This window comes from Nonomuraea sp. NPDC050680, from assembly GCF_040654555.1.
Lineage (GTDB): Bacteria > Actinomycetota > Actinomycetes > Streptosporangiales > Streptosporangiaceae > Nonomuraea.
Window position 1 is genome coordinate 161,649 of the sequence record NZ_JBFAIF010000017.1, and the last position, 22,790, is coordinate 184,438.

The window sequence follows — 22,790 nt, forward strand, 5'->3', positions numbered from 1 at the left end:
TTCTAGAAGCCCGAGTTGTTCTAGAAGGAGGTCATGTGACTGGTCTTCAACTCCCAGACGAGCTCGCCGAGCGGGCGAGGGACATCCTCGCCGGACGCGTCCAGCCGGTCCCCGCGCGGGACGCCGCCACGGTGGTCATCCTGCGTGAGGGACCGGAGGTCTATCTGCTCCGGCGCAAGTCCACGATGGCCTTCGCCGCGGGCGCGTACGTCTTCCCCGGCGGCTCGGTCGATCCCCGTGACACCGACCATGCCGTCGCCTGGGCCGGGCCGTCTCCGGCGGACTGGGGCGCGGTCTTCGGCGCGGACGAGGGGGTCGCGCGCGGCCTGGTCTGCGCGGCCGTACGGGAGACCTTCGAGGAGTCGGGGGTGCTGCTCGCGGGGCCGGGACCCGATTCGGTGGTCGACGACACCACAGGGGACGACTGGGAGGCCGACCGGCTCGCGCTGATCGACAGGAGCCTGTCCTTCGCCGACTTCCTCGCCAAGCGCGGCCTGGTGCTCCGCTCGGACCTGCTCAAGCCGTGGGCGCACTGGATCACGCCGGAGATCGAGACCCGGCGCTTCGACACCCGCTTCTTCGCCGCCGTACTCCCTGAAGGGCAGCGCACCCGCGACGTCGGCGGCGAGGCCGACCAGGTCGCCTGGAAGCGCCCCGCCGACGCCGTCGAGCTGGCGCACGAGGGAGAGATCTTCCTGATGCCACCCACCTACCGCACGCTGACCGAGCTGGCCGCCTGCGACTCCGTGGCGGACGTCCTGGCCACGCGGCGGGAGATCGTCACGATCCTGCCCAGGGTCGTGGAGGTCGACGGTGAGTTCCAGTTGGTGACCGCATGAGCGGTCTGCACATCCCGGCGGGCTCGCCCGACGGATCCCGTACGGCCCACGCCGAGAACCTGCTCGCCCCCAACCCGTCGCCGATGACCCTCGACGGCACCAACACCTGGATCATCGGCGACCGGGACACCATCGTCATAGATCCGGGCCCCGACGACGAGGGGCACCTGCGCCGGGTCGCCGACCACCTGGCCGAGCGCCGGGTGAGCTGGATCCTGCTCACCCACGGCCACCACGACCACAGCGGCGGCGCCCGGCGCTTCGCCGAGCTCGTCGGCGCGCCCGTGCGGGCGCTCGACCCCAAGCACCGGCTCGGCGACGAGGGCCTGGGCGACGGCGATGTGGTGCGTGCCGGTGACGTCGAGGTGCGCGTGTACGGCACGCCGGGGCACTCGTTCGACTCGCTCTGCTTCTGGCTGCCCCAGGACGAGGCCATGCTGACCGGCGACACCGTGCTCGGCCGCGGCACCACGGTGATCGCCCCCGACGGCGACCTGGCCGACTACCTGCGCAGCCTCGACCGGCTCAGGGCCATGGCCGACGAGCTGGGCGTGGCGGCGCTGCTGCCGGGCCACGGGCCGGTGCTGGCCGACCCGATCGGCGTGCTGGACGGCTATATCGCGCACCGGCGCCGGCGCCTCGACCAGATCAGGGCGGCGCTGCGCCAGGGCGCCAAGACCCCGCGCGAGATCGTGGAGATCGTCTACGACGACGTCGACACGTCGCTCTGGCCCGCGGCCGAGATGTCGGTGCGGGCCCAGCTGGACTACCTGGCCTCGCTGTAGCGGCTACCTGGAGCGGTTGTAGAGGCGGTCCATGTCGAGGATGACCACGGCCTTGGCCTCGATGCGCAGCCAGCCGCGCTGCGCGAAGTCGGCGAGGGCCTTGTTGACCGTCTCGCGTGAGGCGCCGACGAGCTGGGCCAGCTCCTCCTGGGTGAGATCGTGGTGGACGCGCAGCCCGTCGTCGGTCTTGGTGCCGAACCGCTCGGCCAGGTCGAGCAGCTGCTTGGCCACCCGGCCGGGTACGTCGGTGAAGACCAGGTCGGCCAGCACGTCGTTGGTGCGCCGCAGCCGCTGGGCCAGCGCCCGCAGCAGGTGGAGTGCCACCTCGGGACGGCCGGTGAGCCAGGGGCGCAGGTCGTCGTGGCCCAGCCCGGCCAGGCGCACGTCGGTCAGCGCGGTCGCGGAGGCCGTACGGGGGCGCGGGTCGAACAGCGAAAGCTCGCCGAACATCTCGCTCGGGCCGAGCACGCTGAGCAGGTTCTCGCGGCCGTCGGGCGAGGTGCGTGACAGTTTGATCTTGCCTTCGAGCACGACGTAGAGCCGGTCGCCCGTCTCGTTCTCGTGGAAGAGCGTCTGCCCCTTGGACAGCTGGACTTCGGTGATGCTCGTCCGTAGCGCCGCGGCGCTCTCGCGGTCGAGCGCGGCGAACAGGGGGGCCTTGCCCAGCACATCTTCGGTGTTCACTCTGCCTCCTCTGCTGCCATTGTGACGCACCCCACTTCAGGCGGCGCACGTAGGCTATGGGAATGCCCACTGAGTCCAGGCTCGCCCTCGTGCGTCGCGCACGCCGGATGAATCGCATCCTGGCGGAAACCTACCCCGACGCCCATTGCGAGCTCGACTTCGGTACCCCGCTCGAACTGCTGGTCGCGACGATCCTCTCGGCGCAGTGTACGGACAAGAGGGTCAACATGGTTACTCCTGTCCTTTTCGCCAAGTACCCGACAGTGGATGACTATGCGGGTGCCGACCGAGCCGAGATGGAAGAGATCATCCGCTCGACGGGGTTCTTCCGCGCCAAGACCAACAGCATCATCGGCATGGCCCAGGCGGTGTGCGCGCACCACGACGGGGTGGTGCCCGGCAAGCTGAAGGACCTGGTCAAGCTGCCCGGCGTGGGCCGCAAGACCGCCAACGTGGTGCTCGGCAACGCCTTCGGCGTGCCCGGTCTCACCGTCGACACCCACTTCCAGCGGCTGGTCCGCCGCTTCGGCTGGACCGACGAGACCGACCCGGTCAAGATCGAGCACGTGGTGGGGGAGCTGATCCCCAAACGCGAGTGGACGATCTTCTCGCACCGGGTCATCTGGCACGGGCGCCGCATCTGTCACGCCCGTACGCCGGCCTGCGGCGTCTGCCCGCTGGCCGCCCTCTGCCCCTCGTACGGCACCGGCCCCACGGACGCCGCCAAGGCCCAGAAGCTCGTCAGACCGGGCCCCTTTTCCTGAGTGGGGAAGTCCCTGAACCCCTGGTGTGTTGGAGATTGCGTGACTCAGGTGCCCGACTGGCTCGACACGCTCGCGGCGCAGGCCGTACGAACTTCGGTGCCCTCCGGGCTGCGGCCGCCCGCTGAGGGTGGGCGGCCCGCGGCGGTCCTGCTGCTGTTCGGCGAGGGGCCGCTCGGGCCCGACGTGCTGCTCATCCAGCGCAGCTCGCGCGGGCGCAGGCACGCGGGCCAGCCGGCCTTCCCCGGCGGCGGCGTGGACCCGGAGGACGGCGGGCCCGTGGGGGCGGCGCTGCGCGAGGCCGAGGAGGAGACCGGTCTCGATCCGCGGGGGGTGACCGTGCTCTGCACCATGCCCGAGCTCTACATCTGGCGCAGCGACAATCGCGTCACGCCGGTCCTCGGCTGGTGGCGTACACCGTCGGCGGTGCACGCGGCCTCGCCCGCCGAGGTGGAGTCCGTGGAGCGGGTGCCGATCGCCGAGCTGGTCGATCCGGGCAACCGGTTCACGCTGCGGCATCCGGGCGGCTACGCCGGGCCGGCCTTCCGGGTGCGCGGGATGCTGGTGTGGGGGTTCACCGCGATGGTGCTCGACGGGGTGCTGCGCGAAGGCGGGCTGGAGCGGCCGTGGGACCCCGGGCGGGTGGAGGAAATGCCGCCCGACGTCCTGGACATGGCCTCACGGGGCTGAACACCCCAGGGCCGCCTCAGACGAAGGGGCCCAGGCGGTCCTGGTCGCCCGTGGCCAGGGCGACGCCGAGCGCGGCCCAGTCGGCCACGTCGGGGTCGCTGTCGGCCGCCAGCGCCCGCAGCGCGTTCAGCCCGGCCCGGTCCGGCGGGTCGCCCAGCACGTGCTGGAGCGCGTACGCGGCGCCGTACCTGACCCGCGGGTCCTCGTGCCCGGCCAGATCCATCACCGACGGTAGCGACCGGGGGTCGGCCAGGTGGCCGAAGGCGATGAGCACCGAGTAGAGCACCATGACGTCGTCCTCGCTGGCCGCCAGGTAGCGCAGGACGGGCAGGATCCGATCCACGTACGCCTCGAGCATGCCCAGGATGTCCACCCCGAGCAGGCGCTGGGTGACGTCGTCCGCCGCGCAGAGCCGCCGCGCCTCGATGAAGGACTCAAGATCGCCGCGCTGCCCTAGTACGGAGATCACGTGCCAGCGCACCGCCCCGTCGGGATCGTCGTCGCCGAGAGCTGCTTCGATGAGGCCGCGCACTGTTTCGTCGATCGGCGGCATGCCGCCCAGGGTAACCAGCGCGTGTCGCCGTCCTGAGGAAGACGTGCACACTTGACCGAATCGCTGGTTACCTTTGAAACGTGCGCGGTGATCTGCTTGACCTCATATTGATCGGCCTCGTGATCGCCTTCGGCGTCTCGGGTTACCGGCAGGGCTTCATCATCGGTGCCATGAGCTTCGTCGGCTTCGTCGGCGGGGCGGTGCTCGGGGTCTTCATCGCGCCTCCCATCTCCAAGGCCGTCGTAGACGGTGACACGCCGCAGGCGCTGCTGGCCATCGTGATCGTGTTCCTGGCTGCGACGATCGGCCAGTTCGCCTCCTCGACGATCGGCGCCGTGGTGCGCAGCCATGTCACCTGGGAGCCGGCCAAGGTCGCGGACGCGGTCGGCGGCACGTTCGCCAGCGCGCTGTCGGTGCTGGTGATCGCCTGGCTGATCGGCTCGCTGATCGTGTCGACGGCGTTCACCCCGCTCGTCGACCAGGTGAAGAACTCCATGCTGCTCACCACGGTCGACGACTCGATCCCGCAGACCGCGCGCAACTGGCAGCAGCCGTTCAAGAAGTTCATCGACCGGTCGGAGTTCCCGCCGGTGTTCGACGCCATCGGCGCGGGGCAGCTCGTCGACGTGCCGCCGCCGGCGCGCAGCATCCTGCAGGGCGCCAAGCTCGAACGGGCGCAGCGGGCCATCGTCAAGGTCCAGGGCAACGCCGAGAGCTGCAACAAGCTCATCGAGGGCACCGGGTTCGTCTACGCCAAGGACCGGATCATGACCAACGCGCACGTGGTCGCCGGCGTGACGCGTGACCTCCAGGTCCTCGCCTACGACAACAAGCGCCACCCGGCCACCGTCGTGCGCTACAACCCGCAGCGCGACATCGCCATCCTCTACGTGCCGGGGCTGGGCCTGCCGCAGCTCTCCTTCGACGGCGAGGCGGAGAAGGGCGAGAACGCCATCGTCGCCGGCTTCCCCAAGGGCCAGGGCTTCACGGCCGAGCCCGCCCGCATCCGCAGCCAGCTCAACGCCGAGGGCCCTGACATCTACCGCAGCCGGAACGTCACCAGGAAGGTCTACGCGATCCGCGGCAAGGTGCTGCCCGGCAACTCCGGCGGCCCGCTGCTGACCGTCAACGGGCAGGTGTTCGGCGTCGTCTTCGCCGCCGCGGTCAGCCAGGAGGACACCGGTTACGTGCTGACGGCCAACGAGGTCAGACCCGACGCCGACCAGGGCCGAAACGACACCACCCCGGCCGGCACGCAGGAGTGCGACTAACCGGGCAGCCGGCTGAGGATCAGCTCGATGGCCTGTGCCGGGTCGCTGTCGTCGTTCAGGCCGGAGGCCGCCCGTCCCACCGAGTCGTACGGCGTCCCGTACGACTGCACGCGGGCGGCGCCGCGGCTGAAGAGGGTCAGCGCTCCGCGCCCGTTGCCGCGCTGCAGGTGCGTCAGCCCGACGCAGATCTGCGCCAGGCCCTGCCATAGCTCGCGCTCGTCGTCCGGGGCGCACTTCCAGCGGCCCTCGAACACCTCGTGGGCGTTGAACGGCAGGCCCTCGCTCAGGAAGCGGCGCCCGTCGGACAGGGCCTGCGACGTGGTGGGCGCGTAGTCGTCGGGCACTCTGTCCACGCCGGTCGAGCCGTAGGGCAGCGGCCGGCCGTAGGAGTCGCGTGGCCGGGCGTTGCGCGGCTTGCCGTCGGGGTCGCGGTCTCTCATCGGCCAGGCTCCGGATCGGACAGCCAGCCGATCAGCTCGGCGTCGAACACGTCGGGGGTCTCCTCATGGGGGAAGTGGCCTGCGCCCTCGATCAGCCGCCACCGGTATGGGGCGGCCACGTAGCGGCCCGAACCGAGGGCCGTGCGCGGCAGCACCCGGCGATCGAGGGCGCCGTGCAGGTGCAGGGTGGGGGCCTCGATCTGGGTACGCATCGTCCGGGCGAAACGCAGGCCGTCGGGGCGGAACTGGGAGCGGCCGAACCAGCGGTGGTACTCCAGCGCGCAGTGGGCGACGGTCGGGATGCGGATCGCCTCGCGATAGACGCGGGCGGTCTGCTCGTCCGGCCAGCCGGGCCCCGACCACGCGTCGAGCATCTTGCCGACCAGCGAGCCGCTGTTACGGGTGAGCCGGCGCTCGGGCAGCAGCGGCACCTGGTAGCCGATCGCCGGGCTGGTGGCCCTCAACTGGCCGAACGGGTCGGTCAGCAGTGACCTGCGCAGCCGCAGCGGGTGCGGCGCGGACACGGTGACCAGACGGTGTACGCACTTCGGGTCGAGCACCGCCATCGTCCAGGCGAGCAGCCCACCCCAGTCGTGGCCGACCACGATGGCCCCGGTCTCGCCGAGCGCCCGGATCAGGCCGCTCGCGTCTCCGGCCAGTGTGGGCAGGTCATAGCCGCGCGGCGGCTTGTCGCTGCCGCCGTAGCCACGCAGGTCCACCGCGGCCGCGCGGTATCCCGCGGCGGCCAGCGTCCGCAGCTGGTCGCGCCATGTCCACCAGAACTGCGGGAACCCGTGCAGCAGCAGGACCAGCGGCCCCTCACCTGCCTCCACGACGTGGAAGCGGGTGCCGCCGGCGTGCACCGCCCGGTGCTTCCACGGTCCCTCGATCTGGACGACCGACTCGTCAGGTGCCATCACTGGTCACCGGCGCTATCTCCTTGTCCGGACTTGCTATCTCCTTGAGCCCCTTGATCGACCTGGCCGTACGCTTCATCCCGGCCAGCCCCTTAAGCCTACGGATCCCGAGGAACACCAGCAGCCCGGCCACCAGCAGATAGAAGACGGTGACGATGAGGAAGGCCACCCAGTTAGGCAACCATTGGGCGAGCACGTAGGCGATCGTGAACGAGGCCAAAATCAGGCACAGGTGCGCCATGAAGGCGGCGGCGGCGAACAGGCCGCCGGCCGTGCCGACCCGCTTGGCGTCGAACCTGAACTCGGCCTTGGCCAGCTCGATCTCCGAGCGGATCAGGGTCGAGATGTGATCGCTCGCCTGGGCGACCAGCGAGCCCAGGGATTCTTCCTCGGGAGTCTGGGGCATGAACGTCTCCTATCGAGGCCTGGTGGCCGTGTCAAACATCATCCAGCGCGATGCGCCGCTTGCGCATCCGTACGTGAAGCAGTAGTGCCGCCAGGACGGACGCCGTGAGGCTGGCAACGAGGATCCCGGTCGTCACGGAGTCGACCCGCTCCTGGTCGGCGCCGAAAGCCAGATGGCCGATCAGCAGCGACACCGTGAACCCGATCCCGGCCAACAGCGACACCGCCGCCATGTCCCGCCAGTGGAGCTCTTTGGACAGTTTCGCCAGGCCAAGCCGTACAGACAGCCAGGCACCGCCGAACACACCCACAAACTTCCCGATCACGAGCCCGGCTATCACTCCCAGAACTACCCGATCGGAGAAGATACCGCCGATGCTGGAGCCGTCGAGCTTCACCCCCGCCGACAGGAACGCGAAGACCGGCACCGCAAAGCCCGCGGAGATGGGGCGGAGATAGTGGTCGGCGGCCTCCGCCGGGGAGCGGGTCTCGTGCTCGCGCGTCGTCACGCGGGTGAGCAGGCCGAGCGCCACTCCCGCCACGGTCGCGTGTACGCCACTGACCTCCACCGCGTACCAGGCGCCCACGGCCAGCGGCAGGTACATCCACAGCCGCCCGGCGCCCGAGCGCTGCAGGATCCAGTAGACGGCGATCAGGGCGGCGCCGGCCAGCAGCATGAGGAGGTTCAGATGGGCGGTGTAGAAGGCGGCGATGATGGTGATGGCGCCGAGGTCGTCGACGACCGCGCTGGTCAGCAGGAACGCCCGCAGCGCCGGGGGCATGGAGCTCGCGGTCACGGCCAGCACGGCGAGCGCGAAGGCGATGTCGGTGGCGGTGGGAATCGCCCAGCCACGCGCCGCGCCCGGCGCTCCCCAGCTCACCGCGAGGTACACGAGCGCGGGCACGACCATGCCGCAGAGGGCGGCGACGATGGGCAGGGCGGCCTTGCGCAGGTTGGCCAGCTCCCCGTGGACGAACTCCTCCTTGACCTCCAGCCCGGCCACGAAGAAGAAAATCGCCAGGAGGCCGTGCTGCGCCCACTCGTAGAGCTCCATCGGGCCGAGCGCGGTGTGCTGGAGCGCGGTGTAGCCCTCATGTGCGACGTTCGCCCAGATCAGGGCGGCGATCGTGGCCGCCAGCATGATGATGCCGCCGATCGTCTCGGCACGCAACGCCTCGGCCACGGTACGGGCGTAGCGGACGGTGGGTTGGAAAGGCCACATCTCGGTGGTTGGGCGCACGGGGTCTCCTCTGGAGGCTGTCGCGAGGATCGCTTCCCCGTGACGCCGACCCGACTTCCCGGCACACCGATATCCACCCTAACCCGGTTACCGGCCAAGCCAGCCCGGTAACCGGCCAAGAACGCGCACGTCACGGTGGCCGACCCCGTGCGGGCTCAGCGGCCGTTCCCCTGGAGGCCACCCGCCACGTACGGCGGGTGGCGTCAGGTCGGCTGTGCCGTAAAGGAGCCGCCTTCGCTTTTATGGCCGTTCCCCTGGAGGCCACCCGCCACGTACGGCGGGTGGCGTCGAGTCGGCCATCATTCCCCCCGAGGCCGCCCGCCACGTATGGCGGGTGGCGTCGAGTCGGCCACCATTCCCCCCGAGGCCGCCCGCCACGTACGGCGGGCAGCCTAAAGGCGCCGTGCTGAAAAGGAACGGGTGTCGCTTTTCGTGCCGCCTGTCAGTCCTCGCTCTTCGCCGACGGAAGTTTCTCCGAGATGAGGTCCATCACGGTGCTGTCGGCCAGCGTCGTGACATCGCCCACGCTGCGGTTCTCCGCGACGTCCCGGAGCAGCCGTCGCATGATCTTCCCCGAGCGGGTCTTGGGCAGCTCCGGAACCACCAGGATCTGGCGCGGCTTGGCGATGGGCCCCAGCGCCTTGGCCACGTGGTTACGCAGCTCAGAGGCGATGTCCGCACCCTCCTCCGCGGCACCGCGCAGGATCACGAACGACACGATGGCCTGCCCGGTCACGGGGTCGGTCGCGCCCACGACGGCCGCCTCGGCGACCTTCGGGTGGCTCACCAGCGCGCTCTCCACCTCCGTCGTGGAGATGTTGTGGCCCGATACGAGCATGACGTCGTCGACGCGGCCGAGCAGCCACAGGTCGCCGTCCGAGTCCTTCTTGGCGCCGTCGCCGGGGAAGTACATGCCCTCGAACCGGCTCCAGTACGTCTCGATGTAGCGCTGGTCGTCGCCCCAGATCGTCCGGAGCATGGCCGGCCACGGCTCGCGTACGACGAGGAAGCCGCCGCCCCCGTCGGGCACGCTGTTGCCCTGGTCGTCGACCACGTCGGCGCTGATGCCCGGCAGCGGACGCATCGCGGCGCCCGGCTTGCCACTGGTGACGCCCGGCAGCGGGCTGATCATGATGGCGCCGGTCTCGGTCTGCCACCAGGTGTCGACGACCGGGCAGCGGTTGTCGCCTATGTGCTCGCGGTACCAGACGTACGCCTCGGGGTTGATGGGTTCGCCGACCGAACCGAGGATGCGCAGGCTGGACATGTCGTACTTGGCGGGGATGTCATCGCCCCACTTCATGAACGTCCGGATCGCCGTCGGGGCGGTGTAGAGGATCGTGATCTTGTACTTCTGCACGATCTCCCAGAACCGGCCCCGATGCGGGGTGTCCGGAGTGCCCTCGTAGATGACGCTGGTAGCGCCGTTGGCGAGCGGGCCGTACACGATGTAGGAGTGTCCCGTCACCCAGCCGATGTCGGCGGTGCACCAGTAGATGTCGGTCTCCGGCTTGAGGTCGAAGACCGCGTGGTGCGTCCAGGCCGTCTGGGTCAGGTATCCGCCTGAGGTGTGCAGGATGCCCTTGGGCCGGCCGGTGGTGCCGCTGGTGTACAGGATGTACAGGGGGTCCTCGGCGTCGTGCGGCTCGGCGGTGTGCTGGTCGCTCTGCCGCTCGACCAGGTCGTGCCACCACACGTCCTTGTCGTTCGTCGCCACGTCCTGGCCGGTACGCCGTACGACCAGGACGTGCTCGACCTGCGGACACTCGGCGACGGCCTCGTCCACGGTCGGCTTGAGCGCCGAGGGGGCGCCGCGGCGGTAGCCGCCGTCGGCCGTGATGACCACCTTGGCGTCGGCGTCGTCGATGCGGCTCTTCAGCGCGGTCGCCGAGAACCCGCCGAACACCACCGAGTGCACCGCGCCGATCCTGGCACAGGCCAGCATCGCGATCGGCAGCTCGGGGATCATCGGCATGTAGACGGCGACCCGGTCGCCCTTGCGCACGCCGAGCTCCAGCAGGGCGTTGGCGGCCTTGCTGACCTCGGACTTCAGGTCGTTGTACGTCAGGGTGCGGGTGTCGCCGTCCGGCTCACCCTCCCAGTGGTAGGCGACCTTGTCGCCGCGACCCTCTTCGACGTGGCGATCCACGCAGTTGTAGGCGACGTTCAGCTCGCCGCCGACGAACCATTTGGCGAACGGCGCGTTCCACTCAAGCGTGGTCTCCCACCGCTTGGCCCAGGTCAGGCGGTCAGCCGCACTCTCCCAGAACGCGAGCGGGTCGGCCGACGCCTCGGCGTACGCGGCGGAGGTCACGTTCGCCGCAGCCGCCAGGTCGGCCGGCGGTGCGAACCGGCGGTTCTCCTGCAGCAGGTTCGACAACGCCTGGGGCTCGTTGCCAGGGGTTTCCGGGGCCACCTCGTACTCCTTCAAGGACCAGATCGGACAGGTCGTGTCCCACTCCACCAGCTCACGTGCTCCGCACACAAGAGGTCTAGACAGGTCTGTACATGTGGCGCCGCATGGGTGATCCAGTTATCAACGGGACTAACAACTGCTATTGAACTGTTGTCATTTTGGCACCACACCAATATGGAACGGGCCAATGGGTGGGTTTATTGGGTCCCCCGCTAGGGTGGAATGCCGTGAGTGATCCACTGGCTGTCATCGCGGCACTTCCCGGCGTTCCTGAGGCGGTGGAGGAGGCCAGGCAGGCCGTCGACGGGCTCTACCGCCATCGCGTCCTGCGCCGCGCGAGCCCGGCGGTCTCGGCCGAGTCGTCCCTGCGCGGGGCACGGGCGTCGGCGGCCATCGAGGGCGTCGACGTACCCCTGGACGAACTGCGACAGGGCTCGATCGAGGACCCCGTCGTCCAGGGCGCCCTGCGAGCCTCGGCGGAGCTGGGCCGGTTGGGCGCCACCTGGCGCAAGGCCCCCCGCCAGGTGCTGGCCCGCCTGCACACGGTCGCCGCGGCCGGCCTCACTGACGCACTCGGCCGCCCGCGCACCCAGGACCAGGAACTGGCGGCGCGTCTGGAGAGCCTGTTCGGGCTACTCGAAGCGCCCACGAAGGCCCCCGCGCTCGTGCTGGCCGCCGTCGTCCACGCGGAGCTGGCCGTGCTGCGGCCTTTCGGTACGGCCGACGGCGTCGTCGCGCGCTCGGCCGAACGGCTCACGCTGGTGGAGTACGGGCTCGACCCGAAGTCGCTGGTGGCCGTCGAGGTGGGGCATCTGGAGCTGCCCTATGCCGATGGCCTGCGGGCCTACCTGACGGGGTCACCCGACGGGGTGGCGGAGTGGGTACGACATTGTGCCGCCGCGGTCACCCTTGGCGTACGCGAGACGACCGCGATCTGCGAGGCCCTGCAGAGGGGCTGACCTGCGTGGCGCTGGTCTGCGTGGCGCTGGTCTGCGCGGCGTGCGAGGTCTGACATAGCTGACGGCGTCTCAGTCATGAGACGCCGTCTGCCGATACGTCACACCGGGTTACCAAGCGTGCACCTCTATTCGTCGGAGCGGGACAAGCCCGTCACGACGCGCCTCCCGCGGCTGGTCGCGCGTGGGTGCCTGGTTGACGCACCCGGACAAGTGGTCCGTGTCCCCTTTCTACGACGGATCCGCCCTGATGGGAACCCCCAGAACCAAGACCTTTACCCGTGCGGGGCCCTCCGGGGGTGAAGATTTCGGTGGGTCGTGGGTTTTGTTACGGTTATCAACCTGTGACGATCACGCAGAGTGATCTGCTTTATGTGATCGTTATGGGGGCACGAAAAAAACTTGGCGAAAATGCGAGATTGCTCCTCGACGAAACTCGAGTCGATCGGGCAGCATACGGGGGTATCCCCGGAAAGTGGGGCGACTGTGCACGGGTTTGGTTTGCCAGTCTCTTGCCATGCTCCGGTCAAGTGATGAAAGCTTTCTTCTGAAACGGGACCGGCTCTACCCCCCCGGAGCCGGACCGATCAAGGCGACCCCCGCTCTCCCCCCCGGCGGGGGTCGCCCCTTTTCTACCCGGGCCCGTTTCCGGCTGGGTCCCTCCGCGCGCCGTCCCTCGGGCGCTTGTGTTATCCACAGGGACTCCCCACCCCAGCCCCCTCATCCACAGAACCACGTTCGGTGGCCCACCGCCCCACCCTCGCGACGCATGGTGTACCTCCCGACCCCAGATCAGGAGGCTCCTCATGCACCGCCCACTGGTCATCACCGAAGATCGTGACCTGCTCGATGACCTCGTCCGCGTGGCCGCCGCAGCCGGAGCCCAGCTCGACGTGGCCCACGCCCCCGCACACGCGCGCCCTTACTGGAACCTCGCGCCCCTGGTGGTGATAGGCGGCGACCTGGCCGACGCGGTGGCCGCCACCTCACCACCAACCCGAGACGGCGTGCTCCTGGTCACCCGCGACCCTGAAGACCCTGACAGCTGGCGCCGATGTGTGGCCGTGGGCGCCCAGGCCGTCGTCGACCTGCCGGGAGGAGAGCGGCGCCTGGTGGAGGAGTTCGCCGACGCGATGGAGCCCGATCCCCGCTGCGGCGTCGTGCTCTGCGTCATCGGCGGCCGGGGCGGGGTGGGAGCGAGCGTCCTGGCGGCCTGCCTGGCCCTGCGTGCCTCCGGCGACCGCCTGCGCACATTGCTGATCGACGCCGACCCGCTGGGCGGCGGCATCGACGCGTTGCTGGGGCAGGAGGAGGCCACCGGCGCGCGCTGGGGAGACCTGGTGGCCCGCGAAGGCCGGGTCGGCTCGGCAGCCCTGCGGGCCGCGCTGCCCGCGTTCGGTGACCTGACGGTCCTGTCCTTCCACCGCGGCGAGATACAGGCGATTCCCGCGCAGGCCATGCGCTCGGTGCTGGAAGCCGGACGCCGCGGCTTCGACGTGGTGGTCGTCGACCTCCCACGCCACCTCGACCCCGCCGCCATCGAGGCACTGACCAGGGCGAGCGGCACGCTGCTCGTGGCCACGGCCGACGTACGCGGCGTACTGGCGGCCGCTCAGGTCCTCACAGCGGTAAACCGGCACACCTCGGACATCCGCGCGGTGATCCGTCCGGGCGTCCTCGACGACAAGGTGGTGGCAAGCTCCCTCGGCATCCCCTCCGCCGGCCACCTACCCGACCAACCCCGCCTCCCCACCACCCTCAATCGCGGCGAACTCCCCAAACTCGGCCCCCGCACCGTCCTCGGCGGCCTCTGCACCTCCCTCCTACGCGACCTACTCCCTTCGTGACCAGCCAGCCGAACCGTCAGCGCCCCCTGCGCCCTGACACGCCCGCGGCGCACGGTCCCCAGCCGTGCCTAACGAGGAGCGCGGTGGCGTCCGCTGTCCATGGCCCTCAGCCGTCCCTAATGAGGAGCGCGGTGGCGTCCGCAGAGGTGACCACATGAATCCAGGCGTGTCGCCCGAGCTGATCGAGGCCGTCCGCGTACGGCTGGCCCGAACCGGCGTCGAGCCAAGCGCCGCCCAGGTGGCAGTAGCCCTAAGAGCCGAAAAATCCGTATACGGCGACGCGGAGATCCTCGCCGTAGCCCGATCTCTCTGCGCGGACCTCATAGGAGCCGGCCCCCTGGAGCCCCTCCTGGCGGCGCCCGACGTCACCGACGTCCTGGTCAACGGCTCGCGCGAGGTATGGGTCGACGACGGCCACGGTTTGCGCAGAACCCCGGTGACGTTCGCCGACGACGGCGCCGTCCGCAGGCTGGCCCAACGCCTGGCAGCCGCCGCGGGCAGACGCCTGGACGACGCCTCGCCGTACGTGGACGCCAGGCTGGCCGGAGGCGTACGCCTGCACGCCGTGCTCCCACCGATCGCCTCAGGCGGCACCTGCTTGTCGCTGCGCCTGCCACCCAGACATACATTCACGCTGCCCGACCTGGTGGCGGCGGGCACGATCCCACCGTCGGCGGTGTCGCTGCTGACGGCCATCGTGACGGCCAGGCTGGCGTTCCTGGTCACAGGTGGGACCGGCACAGGCAAGACAACGCTTCTGTCCGCCCTGCTGTCCCTGGCCGACCCGGGCGAACGCCTGCTGCTCGTTGAAGACTCGGCCGAGCTCCGCCCGCTCCACCCTCACGTCGTACGCCTGGAGTCCCGCCCGCCAAATCTCGAAGGCGCCGGCGGTGTCGGCCTACGAGACCTGGTACGCCAGGCCCTGCGCATGCGTCCCGACCGAGTCGTGGTCGGAGAGGTCAGGGGCGCAGAAGTGGTGGACCTGCTGGCCGCCCTGAACACCGGCCACGAGGGCGGCTGCGGCACCCTGCACGCCAACGCGGCCGCCGACGTACCACCCAGGCTGGAGGCACTGGGCTGCGCGGCAGGCTTGAGCAGGGAGGCCGTGCACAGCCAACTCGCCGCCGCCCTGGACGTGGTCATCCACTTGACCCGCAGCCGCTCCGACGGCCGCCGTCGCGTATCGGAGATCTGCCTCCTGTCGAGAACTTCGACCGGCTTCGTCGAATCCTTGCCCGCCCTGACCTTCGACGCGCACGGCCAGCCACGAACCGGCCCGGGATACACCACCCTGGCGCGGAGAACGCCTCGGTGACCCCACTAGTCCGAACCCCGCCCACCCGCCGCTCACCCGCCGTCCGTCCACCCGCCGTCCGTCCACCCACCCACCCATCCGCCTGTGCCTCCTCCGGTGAGCTTTGCCCGAGAAGGCCCGCGACGAGCGAACGGAGTCCAAAGCCGTGATCGCAGCCTTGGTGGCCGCATTGTCCACAGCAGTCGCCGTATGGCTGTGGACCGGCCCGAACACCGCCACAGCCCGCCTCGACAGGCTGACCTCAATCCGCCCGCCATTCCATCAGCGATCCATAAAGCACCTGATCACCCGCCCCAGCCCAGCCCGCCGCGCCGACGCCTGGCGTCAGGCATCGATCGAACTCTGCCAAGCCCTCTCAGCCGAGCTGACCGCAGGCCGTACCCCAGGCGAAGCCCTCACCAGAGCGATCAGCGCAGTCGACTTCCCCGACCCGGAAGCACTGCGCCCGGTGGTGGCGGCGGCAAGAGATGGCGGCGACGTGTCCACAGCCCTCCTGTCCGTGGCCCCACAGCAGGGCGGCGAGGGACTGCGCCGCCTGGCCGCCTGCTGGAACGTCAGCGTGACCGTGGGCGCGGGCCTGGCAGCTCTCGTCGAACGCGTCGGCAGCACGTTACGTTCAGCCCAAGCCCACCGCCGGGACGTCACGGCACAACTGGCAGGCCCGCGCACCACCGCGAGAATGCTGGCCGCGCTCCCTGCCCTGGGCCTCCTCATGGGAAGCGCGCTGGGCATGCGCCCGCTCGCCTTCCTCTTCGGCAACCTCTCCGGGCTCGCCTGCCTCGCGGCCGGAATCGCCCTCGACGCCTGCGGCCTGTGGTGGACCCACCAGATGGCAACCCGCGCCGAAAACTCATAGCGACGCCCGCTTCACCGCCGCCCGCTCGGGTCTCCCTCGGGCGATCACCCCGCTCCCTCGGGCGATCACCCCGCTCCCTTGGGCGATCACCCCGCTCCCTCGGGCGATCGCGCCGCTCCTTCAGGTGATCGTGTGGTGCAACCGACGACCGGAACGGACCCCAGACGATGTACGAGCTGCTCTCCGCAGTCTGTGCCTGCGTGGCAACCTGGCTGTGGATCTCCCCGACAACTCCAGCCGAACGCCTGACCCGCCTGCTACCACCAGGAGCCGCTACCCCACTCCGGACGGGTGCGGCCAAACCCCTACACCCGCCCGGAACACACCGACTCCCGAACTCAGTCTCCACAGACCCGGATGCCGACACATTCGCCCCACCGACCTGGCTCGATCGCCCCGCGACCTCACCTCGCCGCATCAACCGCCGCACGATGGTCGGAGCCCTTGGGGCTGCCCTCGTCACCGCCCTACTCGTCGGTGGAGGAGCCGGACTGATAGCCGCCCTGCTCGTCGCCCCCATCGTCGGCGTGGTCCTGCACAGGCAAGACGACCCGGAAATTCGCCGAGACAGCAAACAGATCACCACCGACCTGCCGTTCGCCGCTGATCTGATGGCAGCCTGCCTCCTCGCCGGGCAGCCGGTCAGCGCAGCCACCGAGACAGCGGCAGGCGCGCTGGCCGGCCCGCTCGGCCAACGCCTGTCGTGGGTCAGCCGCCAACTCCGACTGGGCGCCGACCCCGACCCCACCTGGGCCTTCCTCACCCAAGAACCCGCCACGGCACAACTGTCGAGAGCGATGAGCAGAGCGGCTCAGACCGGCGCCCCAGTGGCCGGCGTCCTGACGCGCCTGGCCGACGACGCCCGTCAATCCACCCGCGCCACGTCTGTGGCCGCAGCCAGGAGCGTCGGCGTGAAGGCGGTAGCACCCCTCGGCCTCTGCTTCCTTCCTGCCTTCGTCCTCCTCGGCATCATCCCCGTCGTCGCCGGCCTCGCCACCGCCATCACCGTCCCCTAACACCTGCCTCGGCGATGCGGATGTTCATGACCGGCATCGGCCTGGACGCTCCAGCGACCGGCTCCTTTCGACCCTGAACTGATCCGCCGCTTGTCAGCCAATATCGGCTTCTTCCTTGATCACGAAGTACGGCAGGCGCCCGGCTACCGTCCCGATCTGCGACCCTGGACGCCCATCCGGAGCGGATCGTGCTGGCCGGTGGCCGGGACTCCCGCCAGCACTTTCCCTACCGTCCCAGCCTTGCCCTGGCCGACCGCTGGGGGAGACCCGTGACCGATTTCCCGGGCGACCACACCGGCTACTGGTCCCAGCCCGGCGGGTTCGCCGCCACCCTCATCGACGCCCTGACCCGACCGACGACCTAGGGGGCCTGTATGGAGTTCGGATCTTCAGGGGGTTGGAGATCCCCTGCGGTTCACCGGTGGGCGTCACAGGTGACGGAGTGATCGGAGCTCGGTGATCACATCTGCTCCGCTGGGCGCGTGGTCCGGATCCACCAGCCACTGCAGCATCAGACCGGTCAGCAACGCGAGCGGTACGGAACCGCCGAGCCCTTCTCGTCCCTGGCGTTGTCCTTTGGCGAGATGTTCACGTACCTCCGGTGATCGCTCGGCTTGCACCGCGGCCTCGAGTTGGGCCACCCACAACGCCCGATGAGTGGTGAAGCTGTCGATCAGCGTCTGCCAGCGCTGTTCCGGCTTGTCGGACGGGGCGCGACGGGCGAGTTCGTCGCCGAGTTCGTCGACCGCTTGCACCAGGGCTTGGGTGAGCAGGGCATCTTTGGAGCCGAAGTGGTAGCCGATGGCGGCGTGACTCACTCCAGCGGCCGAGGCGATATCCCGGACGGTCGTGCGAGCCCAGCCGCGTTCGATTAGGCACCGCTTGGCTCCGGCCAGCAGATCCTCTCGGTTTCCCATGCGGCGCAGCATACCGAAAAACTTAACCAAACGGTCTATCCATTTGGTTTGACCAAATGGACAAGACGCGATTACGGTCATCTCCATGACCAAGACGACGGTTCTGATCTCGGGCGCCAGCGTGGCAGGGCCCGCCCTCGCGTACTTCCTGCACCGCGACGGGTACGACGTGACCGTGATCGAACGCGCCCCGCGCCTGCGCGACAGCGGCTACGCGGTGGACTTCCGCGGCCAGGCCCTCGGCGTGCTGGAGGAGATGGGCATCCTCGCCGAGGTCCGGGCGCACGACACGAAGATGCGCGGCACCACGCTGGTGGACAAAAACGGCGCCGAGATCAGGCAGCTGCCCGCAGAGGCATTCGCCGGTGAGCTGGAGGTGCCCAAGCAGGAACTGACCCGGATCCTGCACCGCATCACCGCGGACGACGTGGCGTACGTGTTCGACGACTCCATCAGCGCGCTGACTCAACACGAGTCCGGCGTCACGGTCGAGTTCGAACGCGGCACCACCCGCGACTTCGACCTCGTGATCGGTGCCGACGGCGTCTACTCCAAGGTGCGACTGCTGACCTTCGGCCCGCACGCGGACGCGCTGCGGCACCTAGGCCTTTCCGGAGTCGGCTTCAGTACCCCCAACTACCTCGGCCTCGACCGCAGCGGACTGCTCCAGCCAACCCCGAACACGGCGATCTACCTGTTCAGCCTCGACGCGGCAGCCCCTCTCACGGTCAGCCTTTCCTTCGCCACCGACTCCCCCGCTCTGGACCGCAGCGACCGCCAGGAGCAGGAACAGGCCGTGCGGGCCGCCTTCGCCGGGTACGACTGGGAAGCGCCCCGGCTGCTGGAGGCGATGAGCGAAGCCGACGACTTCTACTTCGGCTCCTCCTGCCAGGTCCACCTGGACCGCTGGTCCCACGGCCGGGTCACGCTGGTCGGCGACGCGGGCTACTGCGCCGCGCCCACCAGCGGCATGGGCACCTCGCAGGCACTGATCGGAGCATGGACACTCGCCCGCAGCCTGGCTGAGGCGGACGGCGACTCCACGACCGCCTTCGCCTCATACGAGGCGGAACTGCGGCCTTATGTCACGGAGAACCAGGTGAAAGGCCAGCAAGCCGCGACAATGTTCGGAGGGCAAGCTACCCCGGCGGGCTCGCAACCTGCCGCCTCATGACGTCGCCATAACAAGGCAGACGACAGTGCGGCCAGGGTCCATCCAGTATGGGACAGGCATGTCCACGATCTCTGCAGCGGCCTCTGCCTGCCCTGCTCATCTTCTGCCTGATCGAACGCCAGGTCCGCCAAGCGCCGGCCGCGCGAGGCGTCACCAAGGTCGACGGCTTGTATGCCGGTCGGAGGGCTTGTATGCCGGTCAGGCTGCTATCTCCACCGGCCGGCTCGTTCTGGACGCGCCGGTCGGCTGGCATCCGTTAGATCTTGGGACCGGTCAGTCACCATCGGCCATCCCGCAGCCCGTTGGGCTCCAATCCCACCTCCTGGACCTCCTCGGCATCGACTCATGAGACCTCCGCTGAAGATCACTCACATGCGGAGAACAGGGGCTAGCTGTTGACGATCACACCTCCAACCGCAGTGCGGCCGGCCGGGGTGGCGACGAACTCGATCGTGATGGTGTCGCGCAAGTGCGCTCCGAGGACGTCGGCGACGGCATCGGTGACGGTTCGTACAAGCTTGGCGATGAGCTCGTCGCTGTCGGGACGGGTGAACGCCGCCTCGCGGATGCCGAACATGATCGCGGGTGGCGCCTCGTCGGCCGGCTCGCCCCGCAGGCCCCAGCGTCCGGCGGGTACGCCGTCGAGGTAGATGACCGCGACGTCGCGCGCCCACTCGCCGTAGACGTCGACCACCGCGTCGGTCAGCGCGGCGATGAGGGCCGTTTCGTTGCCTTGCAGCTGCGACTCCAGGGTTCGGACCGTCAGATGTGGCACTATTGGCCTCCTGTTTGTTCCCAAATTAGCTTTAACATCAAAGGTAATTGGTGAAGTACCAGATGGTCAAGAACGCGGACGGCATGACCACCGACCAGGCGGTGCGGTCCATGCTGCTGCTGATGCCCAAAATGGTCGGGCGAGCCAAGCGGCTGCCCGTCCCACAGGCGCTGCGGATGCTCGACCTCGCGCCCCGCCACCTGTCGCTGCTGGCCTACCTGCAGTACGACGGTTCTCTCACGGTGAGCCAGCTCGCGGAGCGGCTGGAGATCGCTCCGACGACCGTCAGCCTCATGGTGGGTGACCTGTCTCGCCGCGGCGTCCTGACGCGGGAAGAGGATGATGCCGACCGGCGACGGCGGGTCGTTGCAATCGCACCGCAGTACGTCGAGCCGATCCGCGAGTGGCTGTCGGGCAGCGCGCTGGCGTGGGCTGAGGTCCTGGCCGACCTCACGCCGGCCGAACGCGCCACGATCGTGCGGACGATGCGTGCCTACGAGACCGCGTTGGGCAAGCGGATGCAGTCCCTCCAGAAAGGCGCACCCGGCTCGTAAGGCCGCGCTGACGGAAGACCAACTGCCGCCAAGACGGACAGCGTGTCCGTAAACCCCCGGGTCGGCTCACTGATTGTGGATCGTCCAATGTTTTCCACAGAACGGTGTTCGGGTCATCTGCCGCATGCAGCCTTGAGCCACTGTTGGACCCACGCCGGACGACACCCGGCTCCGATCACCTGGAGGCACCATGCGCCATGCGGCAACCACCCCGACCGTCGCCGCCACACCGCCACAAGACCCGCCGATCACCACACCGCCACAAGACCCGCCGACCGCCAAAGCGGCCAGCCCAGCCGTCCGCCACCATGGCTGGCTCGCCGACAGGTGGGCCCGTTGTTCAGGACCACACCGCGAGCGAGGCATGTCCACAGCCGAATATGCCGTAGGCACGATCGCCGCATGCGCCTTCGCGGCGCTGCTGTTCAAGGTGGTCAACAGCCCCGAGGTGCAAGAGATGCTCTCGAAACTCATCGACAAGGCGCTCAAGACAGCCGGATGACCCCGCACCAAGCTGCGACCTCCAAGCGCGTGAAGCGGCCGACATCACGTCTGAGGCGGTCGGCCTCACACGTGAAGCGATCCCTGGCGCGTCGTAAACGGGCGACATCACGGGTGAAGCGTCAGCCGACGTCGCGCGGCTCCGTGACCGCCGAGACCGCTATGGTCCTGCCCGCGCTCATGGTCGTCTTGGCCGCCGCATTGTGGGCGATCCAAGTAGCCGGGGTCCAGCTGGAATGCGTCGACGCGGCCCGCGCGGCAGCCCGTGCCGCAGCCAGAGGCGAGCCTCTAGATGAAGTACGTGAACTCGTACGCTCCGCCACCCGCCCCAACGCACAGGTAGACATCAGCCGCAGTCCGGAGAGCACACAAGTAAAGATCTCGGTGGAGGTACGACCAGCATGGGGAGCGTCCCTGCCCGCCGTACAAGTAGTCGCCTCCGCGACGGCCGACACGGAATCATGACGCGCTGGCACACTTCGGCGAAGAAGCATCGAGCGGCAACGTTCGTCAAGCGAGCAGACCGGGGCTCCGCGACATTGTGGGGCGTCGCGTTCATGGGCCTGCTCATGGCGGTCGCCACGGCCCTCGCCACCGTGGGCTCCGTACGCGTCGCTCGCCATCACGTACACGACGCAGCCGACCTGAGCGCACTTGCGGCGGCGAGGCTGGCGATCCTCGACCCCCGAGCAGCCTGCGACAGAGCGAGGACCGTAGCCGCGAGAAACGGCGCCCACCTCCTCCAATGCACACTCATAGGTGAAATCGCGGACGTCCGAACCTCACTGACCATCACCCTGCCCGCCTTAGGAACACGAACCCTGACCGGCAGGGCCCGCGCCGGCCCAAGCGGGTACGCGGCCTCGGCGGAGCACGCCCCCGGTGCGTACACGAGGTGAAGTCCTTGTCCGGCCGTTCCTCCTGGCCGGTCAGATCCTCGTACCACTGAGCAACAGGAAGAGCGGCACCCGGCGGCGGCGCGCCAACTCGGCCAAGTCGCCGTCGAACCGCTCTTCCCGAGGGGCGCACTCACGCAGCGCCGACAGTGCAAATCCGGCGTTCATCAGCGCATTTACATAATCCTCAACGGTCCGGTGAAACCAGATGACACTGCCGCCCAACCAGTTCCGCCGCCGTGGCCCCTTGAGGAAGTAGTCATCGACGATCCAGTTTGTGCGTGGCTCCCCCGTCGCGGCGTCATATGAGCTGAGAACGGGATGGACAACCGAAAGAACGATCCGCCCACCAGGCGAAAGGCATGCCTGGCAAGCCGTCAGCACCGACGCCAGATCCTCGACGTAGTGCAGGGCCAGACGAGAAATGATCAGATCGAACGAAGACGGCGGAGCAGAAAAGTCCTCCATGTCTGCCCGCTCAACCCGCCCAGAGGTGCCTCGAAGGGTCGCGCTGGCCGCCTCCACCATGGCCGCCGAGCCATCCAGGCCCAGGTAGCCACGGCAGCCGGCCTCCAGCAGAGTCCGCCCGATGGCCGCATCCCCGCAGCCGAGATCCAAAACCCGCAGACCGGTGACCGTGCCAAGGACATCCAGCAGCGCTGGCTCCTCCATGACGTGGTTTGGGCTCATTGCCCCACTGTGACGATGGTCGCGATACCTCTGGGAGATCTTGGGTGAGTCATAGAAGGAACCACCACGCTGGGATGGAGCAGTCACGATTCGGAGTGTAGATCGATCGGTCGGCCTGACGACACGCTGGCGCTGAGGGCAAGTTCTGGGTCATCGCCTCCAGGTCCCGACCTGCGCGGTGAGTCTGCGGGCTGGGTGTCAACGGCCAAGTGCGTGTCGCCGCTGGTGGCCATGTAGAGGTCCCCATCTCTTCGTAGTTGACTACTTCTTGATCAAGCGTGCTGGTGTCCT

25 protein-coding genes are annotated in these 22,790 nt (G+C 69.0%); 15 read left to right on the forward strand and 10 right to left on the reverse strand.

The features are described 5' to 3' along the window. Positions 1-35: 35 nt before the first annotated feature. Both AB0H88_RS39280 and AB0H88_RS39285 read left to right on the forward strand, forming a co-directional pair. Positions 36-839 (forward strand): NUDIX hydrolase, encoded by an 804-nt coding sequence (locus AB0H88_RS39280; RefSeq protein WP_357653647.1) that lies wholly within the window; start codon positions 36-38, stop codon positions 837-839. Next, positions 836-1,624: an MBL fold metallo-hydrolase gene (locus AB0H88_RS39285; protein WP_357653648.1), complete on the forward strand. Its 789-nt coding sequence runs from the start codon at positions 836-838 to the stop codon at positions 1,622-1,624. The genes AB0H88_RS39280 and AB0H88_RS39285 overlap by 4 nt, the downstream gene beginning before the upstream one ends. Positions 1,625-1,627: 3 nt before the next feature. Here the strand turns inward: AB0H88_RS39285 and AB0H88_RS39290 are convergent, their stop codons facing one another. Continuing rightward, on the reverse strand, positions 1,628-2,308 hold the full coding sequence (locus tag AB0H88_RS39290) for a Crp/Fnr family transcriptional regulator (RefSeq protein ID WP_185069893.1): 681 nt from the start codon (positions 2,306-2,308) through the stop codon (positions 1,628-1,630). A 62-nt stretch (positions 2,309-2,370) separates the two neighbouring features. On the opposite strand from AB0H88_RS39290, the gene nth reads away from it, so the two are divergent. Both nth and AB0H88_RS39300 read left to right on the forward strand, forming a co-directional pair. Next, complete coding sequence (gene nth / locus AB0H88_RS39295; RefSeq protein ID WP_357653649.1) at positions 2,371-3,072, forward strand: endonuclease III; 702 nt, start codon at positions 2,371-2,373, stop codon at positions 3,070-3,072. A gap of 39 nt (positions 3,073-3,111) precedes the next feature. Continuing rightward, a complete protein-coding gene (locus AB0H88_RS39300) occupies positions 3,112-3,759 on the forward strand; it encodes a CoA pyrophosphatase (protein ID WP_357653650.1) in 648 nt (215 codons plus the stop codon). 16 nt (positions 3,760-3,775) lie between these two features. On the opposite strand, the gene AB0H88_RS39305 is transcribed toward AB0H88_RS39300, so the two are convergent. Next, on the reverse strand, positions 3,776-4,312 hold the full coding sequence (locus AB0H88_RS39305) for a HEAT repeat domain-containing protein (protein ID WP_357653651.1): 537 nt from the start codon (positions 4,310-4,312) through the stop codon (positions 3,776-3,778). A gap of 80 nt (positions 4,313-4,392) precedes the next feature. Here AB0H88_RS39305 and AB0H88_RS39310 point away from each other — a divergent pair, with 80 nt between their 5' ends. After that, complete coding sequence (locus AB0H88_RS39310; RefSeq protein ID WP_357653652.1) at positions 4,393-5,583, forward strand: MarP family serine protease; 1,191 nt, start codon at positions 4,393-4,395, stop codon at positions 5,581-5,583. On the opposite strand, the gene AB0H88_RS39315 is transcribed toward AB0H88_RS39310, so the two are convergent. The 5 genes from AB0H88_RS39315 to acs all read right to left on the reverse strand — a co-directional run bounded on the left by AB0H88_RS39315 (position 5,580) and on the right by acs (position 11,002). Then, positions 5,580-6,023, reverse strand: coding sequence for a DUF309 domain-containing protein (locus AB0H88_RS39315; protein ID WP_357653653.1), 444 nt, complete (start codon positions 6,021-6,023; stop codon positions 5,580-5,582). The two genes, AB0H88_RS39310 and AB0H88_RS39315, sit on opposite strands and share 4 nt — an antisense overlap. Further along, positions 6,020-6,940: an alpha/beta hydrolase gene (locus AB0H88_RS39320; RefSeq protein ID WP_357653654.1), complete on the reverse strand. Its 921-nt coding sequence runs from the start codon at positions 6,938-6,940 to the stop codon at positions 6,020-6,022. Before AB0H88_RS39320 ends, AB0H88_RS39315 begins: the two co-directional genes overlap by 4 nt. Beyond that, on the reverse strand, positions 6,930-7,346 hold the full coding sequence (locus tag AB0H88_RS39325; protein WP_357653655.1) for a phage holin family protein: 417 nt from the start codon (positions 7,344-7,346) through the stop codon (positions 6,930-6,932). Before AB0H88_RS39325 ends, AB0H88_RS39320 begins: the two co-directional genes overlap by 11 nt. A 31-nt stretch (positions 7,347-7,377) precedes the next feature. Continuing rightward, positions 7,378-8,586 carry a Na+/H+ antiporter NhaA gene (nhaA, locus tag AB0H88_RS39330; protein ID WP_357653656.1) on the reverse strand — a complete coding sequence of 403 codons (1,209 nt, stop codon included), beginning with the start codon at positions 8,584-8,586 and terminating at the stop codon, positions 7,378-7,380. Between the two features lie 442 nt (positions 8,587-9,028). Next, positions 9,029-11,002, reverse strand: a complete 1,974-nt coding sequence (gene acs / locus AB0H88_RS39335; RefSeq protein WP_357653657.1) for an acetate--CoA ligase — start codon at positions 11,000-11,002, stop codon at positions 9,029-9,031. 227 nt (positions 11,003-11,229) lie between these two features. Here acs and AB0H88_RS39340 point away from each other — a divergent pair, with 227 nt between their 5' ends. From AB0H88_RS39340 to AB0H88_RS39360, 5 genes are all read left to right on the forward strand, one after another. Continuing rightward, a complete protein-coding gene (locus AB0H88_RS39340) occupies positions 11,230-11,961 on the forward strand; it encodes an oxidoreductase (RefSeq protein WP_357653658.1) in 732 nt (243 codons plus the stop codon). Positions 11,962-12,764: 803 nt separating this feature from the next. Then, on the forward strand, positions 12,765-13,805 hold the full coding sequence (gene ssd, locus AB0H88_RS39345) for a septum site-determining protein Ssd (protein ID WP_357653659.1): 1,041 nt from the start codon (positions 12,765-12,767) through the stop codon (positions 13,803-13,805). Between the two features lie 154 nt (positions 13,806-13,959). Further along, positions 13,960-15,120, forward strand: coding sequence for a TadA family conjugal transfer-associated ATPase (locus tag AB0H88_RS39350; protein WP_357653660.1), 1,161 nt, complete (start codon positions 13,960-13,962; stop codon positions 15,118-15,120). A gap of 145 nt (positions 15,121-15,265) precedes the next feature. Further along, complete coding sequence (locus AB0H88_RS39355) at positions 15,266-15,976, forward strand: type II secretion system F family protein (protein WP_357653661.1); 711 nt, start codon at positions 15,266-15,268, stop codon at positions 15,974-15,976. Between the two features lie 431 nt (positions 15,977-16,407). After that, positions 16,408-16,992, forward strand: a complete 585-nt coding sequence (locus tag AB0H88_RS39360; RefSeq protein WP_357653662.1) for a type II secretion system F family protein — start codon at positions 16,408-16,410, stop codon at positions 16,990-16,992. A 428-nt stretch (positions 16,993-17,420) separates the two neighbouring features. Here AB0H88_RS39360 and AB0H88_RS39365 read toward each other — a convergent pair whose 3' ends face one another. Then, positions 17,421-17,996, reverse strand: a complete 576-nt coding sequence (locus AB0H88_RS39365; RefSeq protein WP_357653663.1) for a TetR family transcriptional regulator — start codon at positions 17,994-17,996, stop codon at positions 17,421-17,423. Between AB0H88_RS39365 and AB0H88_RS39370 the strand changes: the two genes are divergently transcribed. Continuing rightward, the gene (locus AB0H88_RS39370; protein WP_357653664.1) at positions 17,995-19,083 is read left to right on the forward strand and encodes an FAD-dependent monooxygenase; all 1,089 of its coding nucleotides are present in this window, start codon (positions 17,995-17,997) and stop codon (positions 19,081-19,083) included. The two genes, AB0H88_RS39365 and AB0H88_RS39370, sit on opposite strands and share 2 nt — an antisense overlap. 388 nt (positions 19,084-19,471) lie before the next feature. Here AB0H88_RS39370 and AB0H88_RS39375 read toward each other — a convergent pair whose 3' ends face one another. Beyond that, positions 19,472-19,858: a tautomerase family protein gene (locus AB0H88_RS39375; protein ID WP_357653665.1), complete on the reverse strand. Its 387-nt coding sequence runs from the start codon at positions 19,856-19,858 to the stop codon at positions 19,472-19,474. Between the two features lie 50 nt (positions 19,859-19,908). Between AB0H88_RS39375 and AB0H88_RS39380 the strand changes: the two genes are divergently transcribed. From AB0H88_RS39380 to AB0H88_RS39395, 4 genes are all read left to right on the forward strand, one after another. Next, positions 19,909-20,412, forward strand: coding sequence for a MarR family winged helix-turn-helix transcriptional regulator (locus tag AB0H88_RS39380; RefSeq protein ID WP_357653666.1), 504 nt, complete (start codon positions 19,909-19,911; stop codon positions 20,410-20,412). A gap of 190 nt (positions 20,413-20,602) precedes the next feature. Beyond that, positions 20,603-20,914, forward strand: coding sequence for a DUF4244 domain-containing protein (locus AB0H88_RS39385; protein ID WP_357653667.1), 312 nt, complete (start codon positions 20,603-20,605; stop codon positions 20,912-20,914). Then, positions 20,911-21,378, forward strand: a complete 468-nt coding sequence (locus tag AB0H88_RS39390; RefSeq protein ID WP_357653668.1) for a TadE family type IV pilus minor pilin — start codon at positions 20,911-20,913, stop codon at positions 21,376-21,378. The genes AB0H88_RS39385 and AB0H88_RS39390 overlap by 4 nt, the downstream gene beginning before the upstream one ends. After that, a complete protein-coding gene (locus AB0H88_RS39395) occupies positions 21,375-21,812 on the forward strand; it encodes an Rv3654c family TadE-like protein (RefSeq protein ID WP_357653669.1) in 438 nt (145 codons plus the stop codon). The genes AB0H88_RS39390 and AB0H88_RS39395 overlap by 4 nt, the downstream gene beginning before the upstream one ends. 30 nt (positions 21,813-21,842) lie before the next feature. Here the strand turns inward: AB0H88_RS39395 and AB0H88_RS39400 are convergent, their stop codons facing one another. After that, complete coding sequence (locus AB0H88_RS39400) at positions 21,843-22,499, reverse strand: class I SAM-dependent methyltransferase (RefSeq protein ID WP_357653670.1); 657 nt, start codon at positions 22,497-22,499, stop codon at positions 21,843-21,845. Positions 22,500-22,790 lie beyond the last annotated feature (291 nt).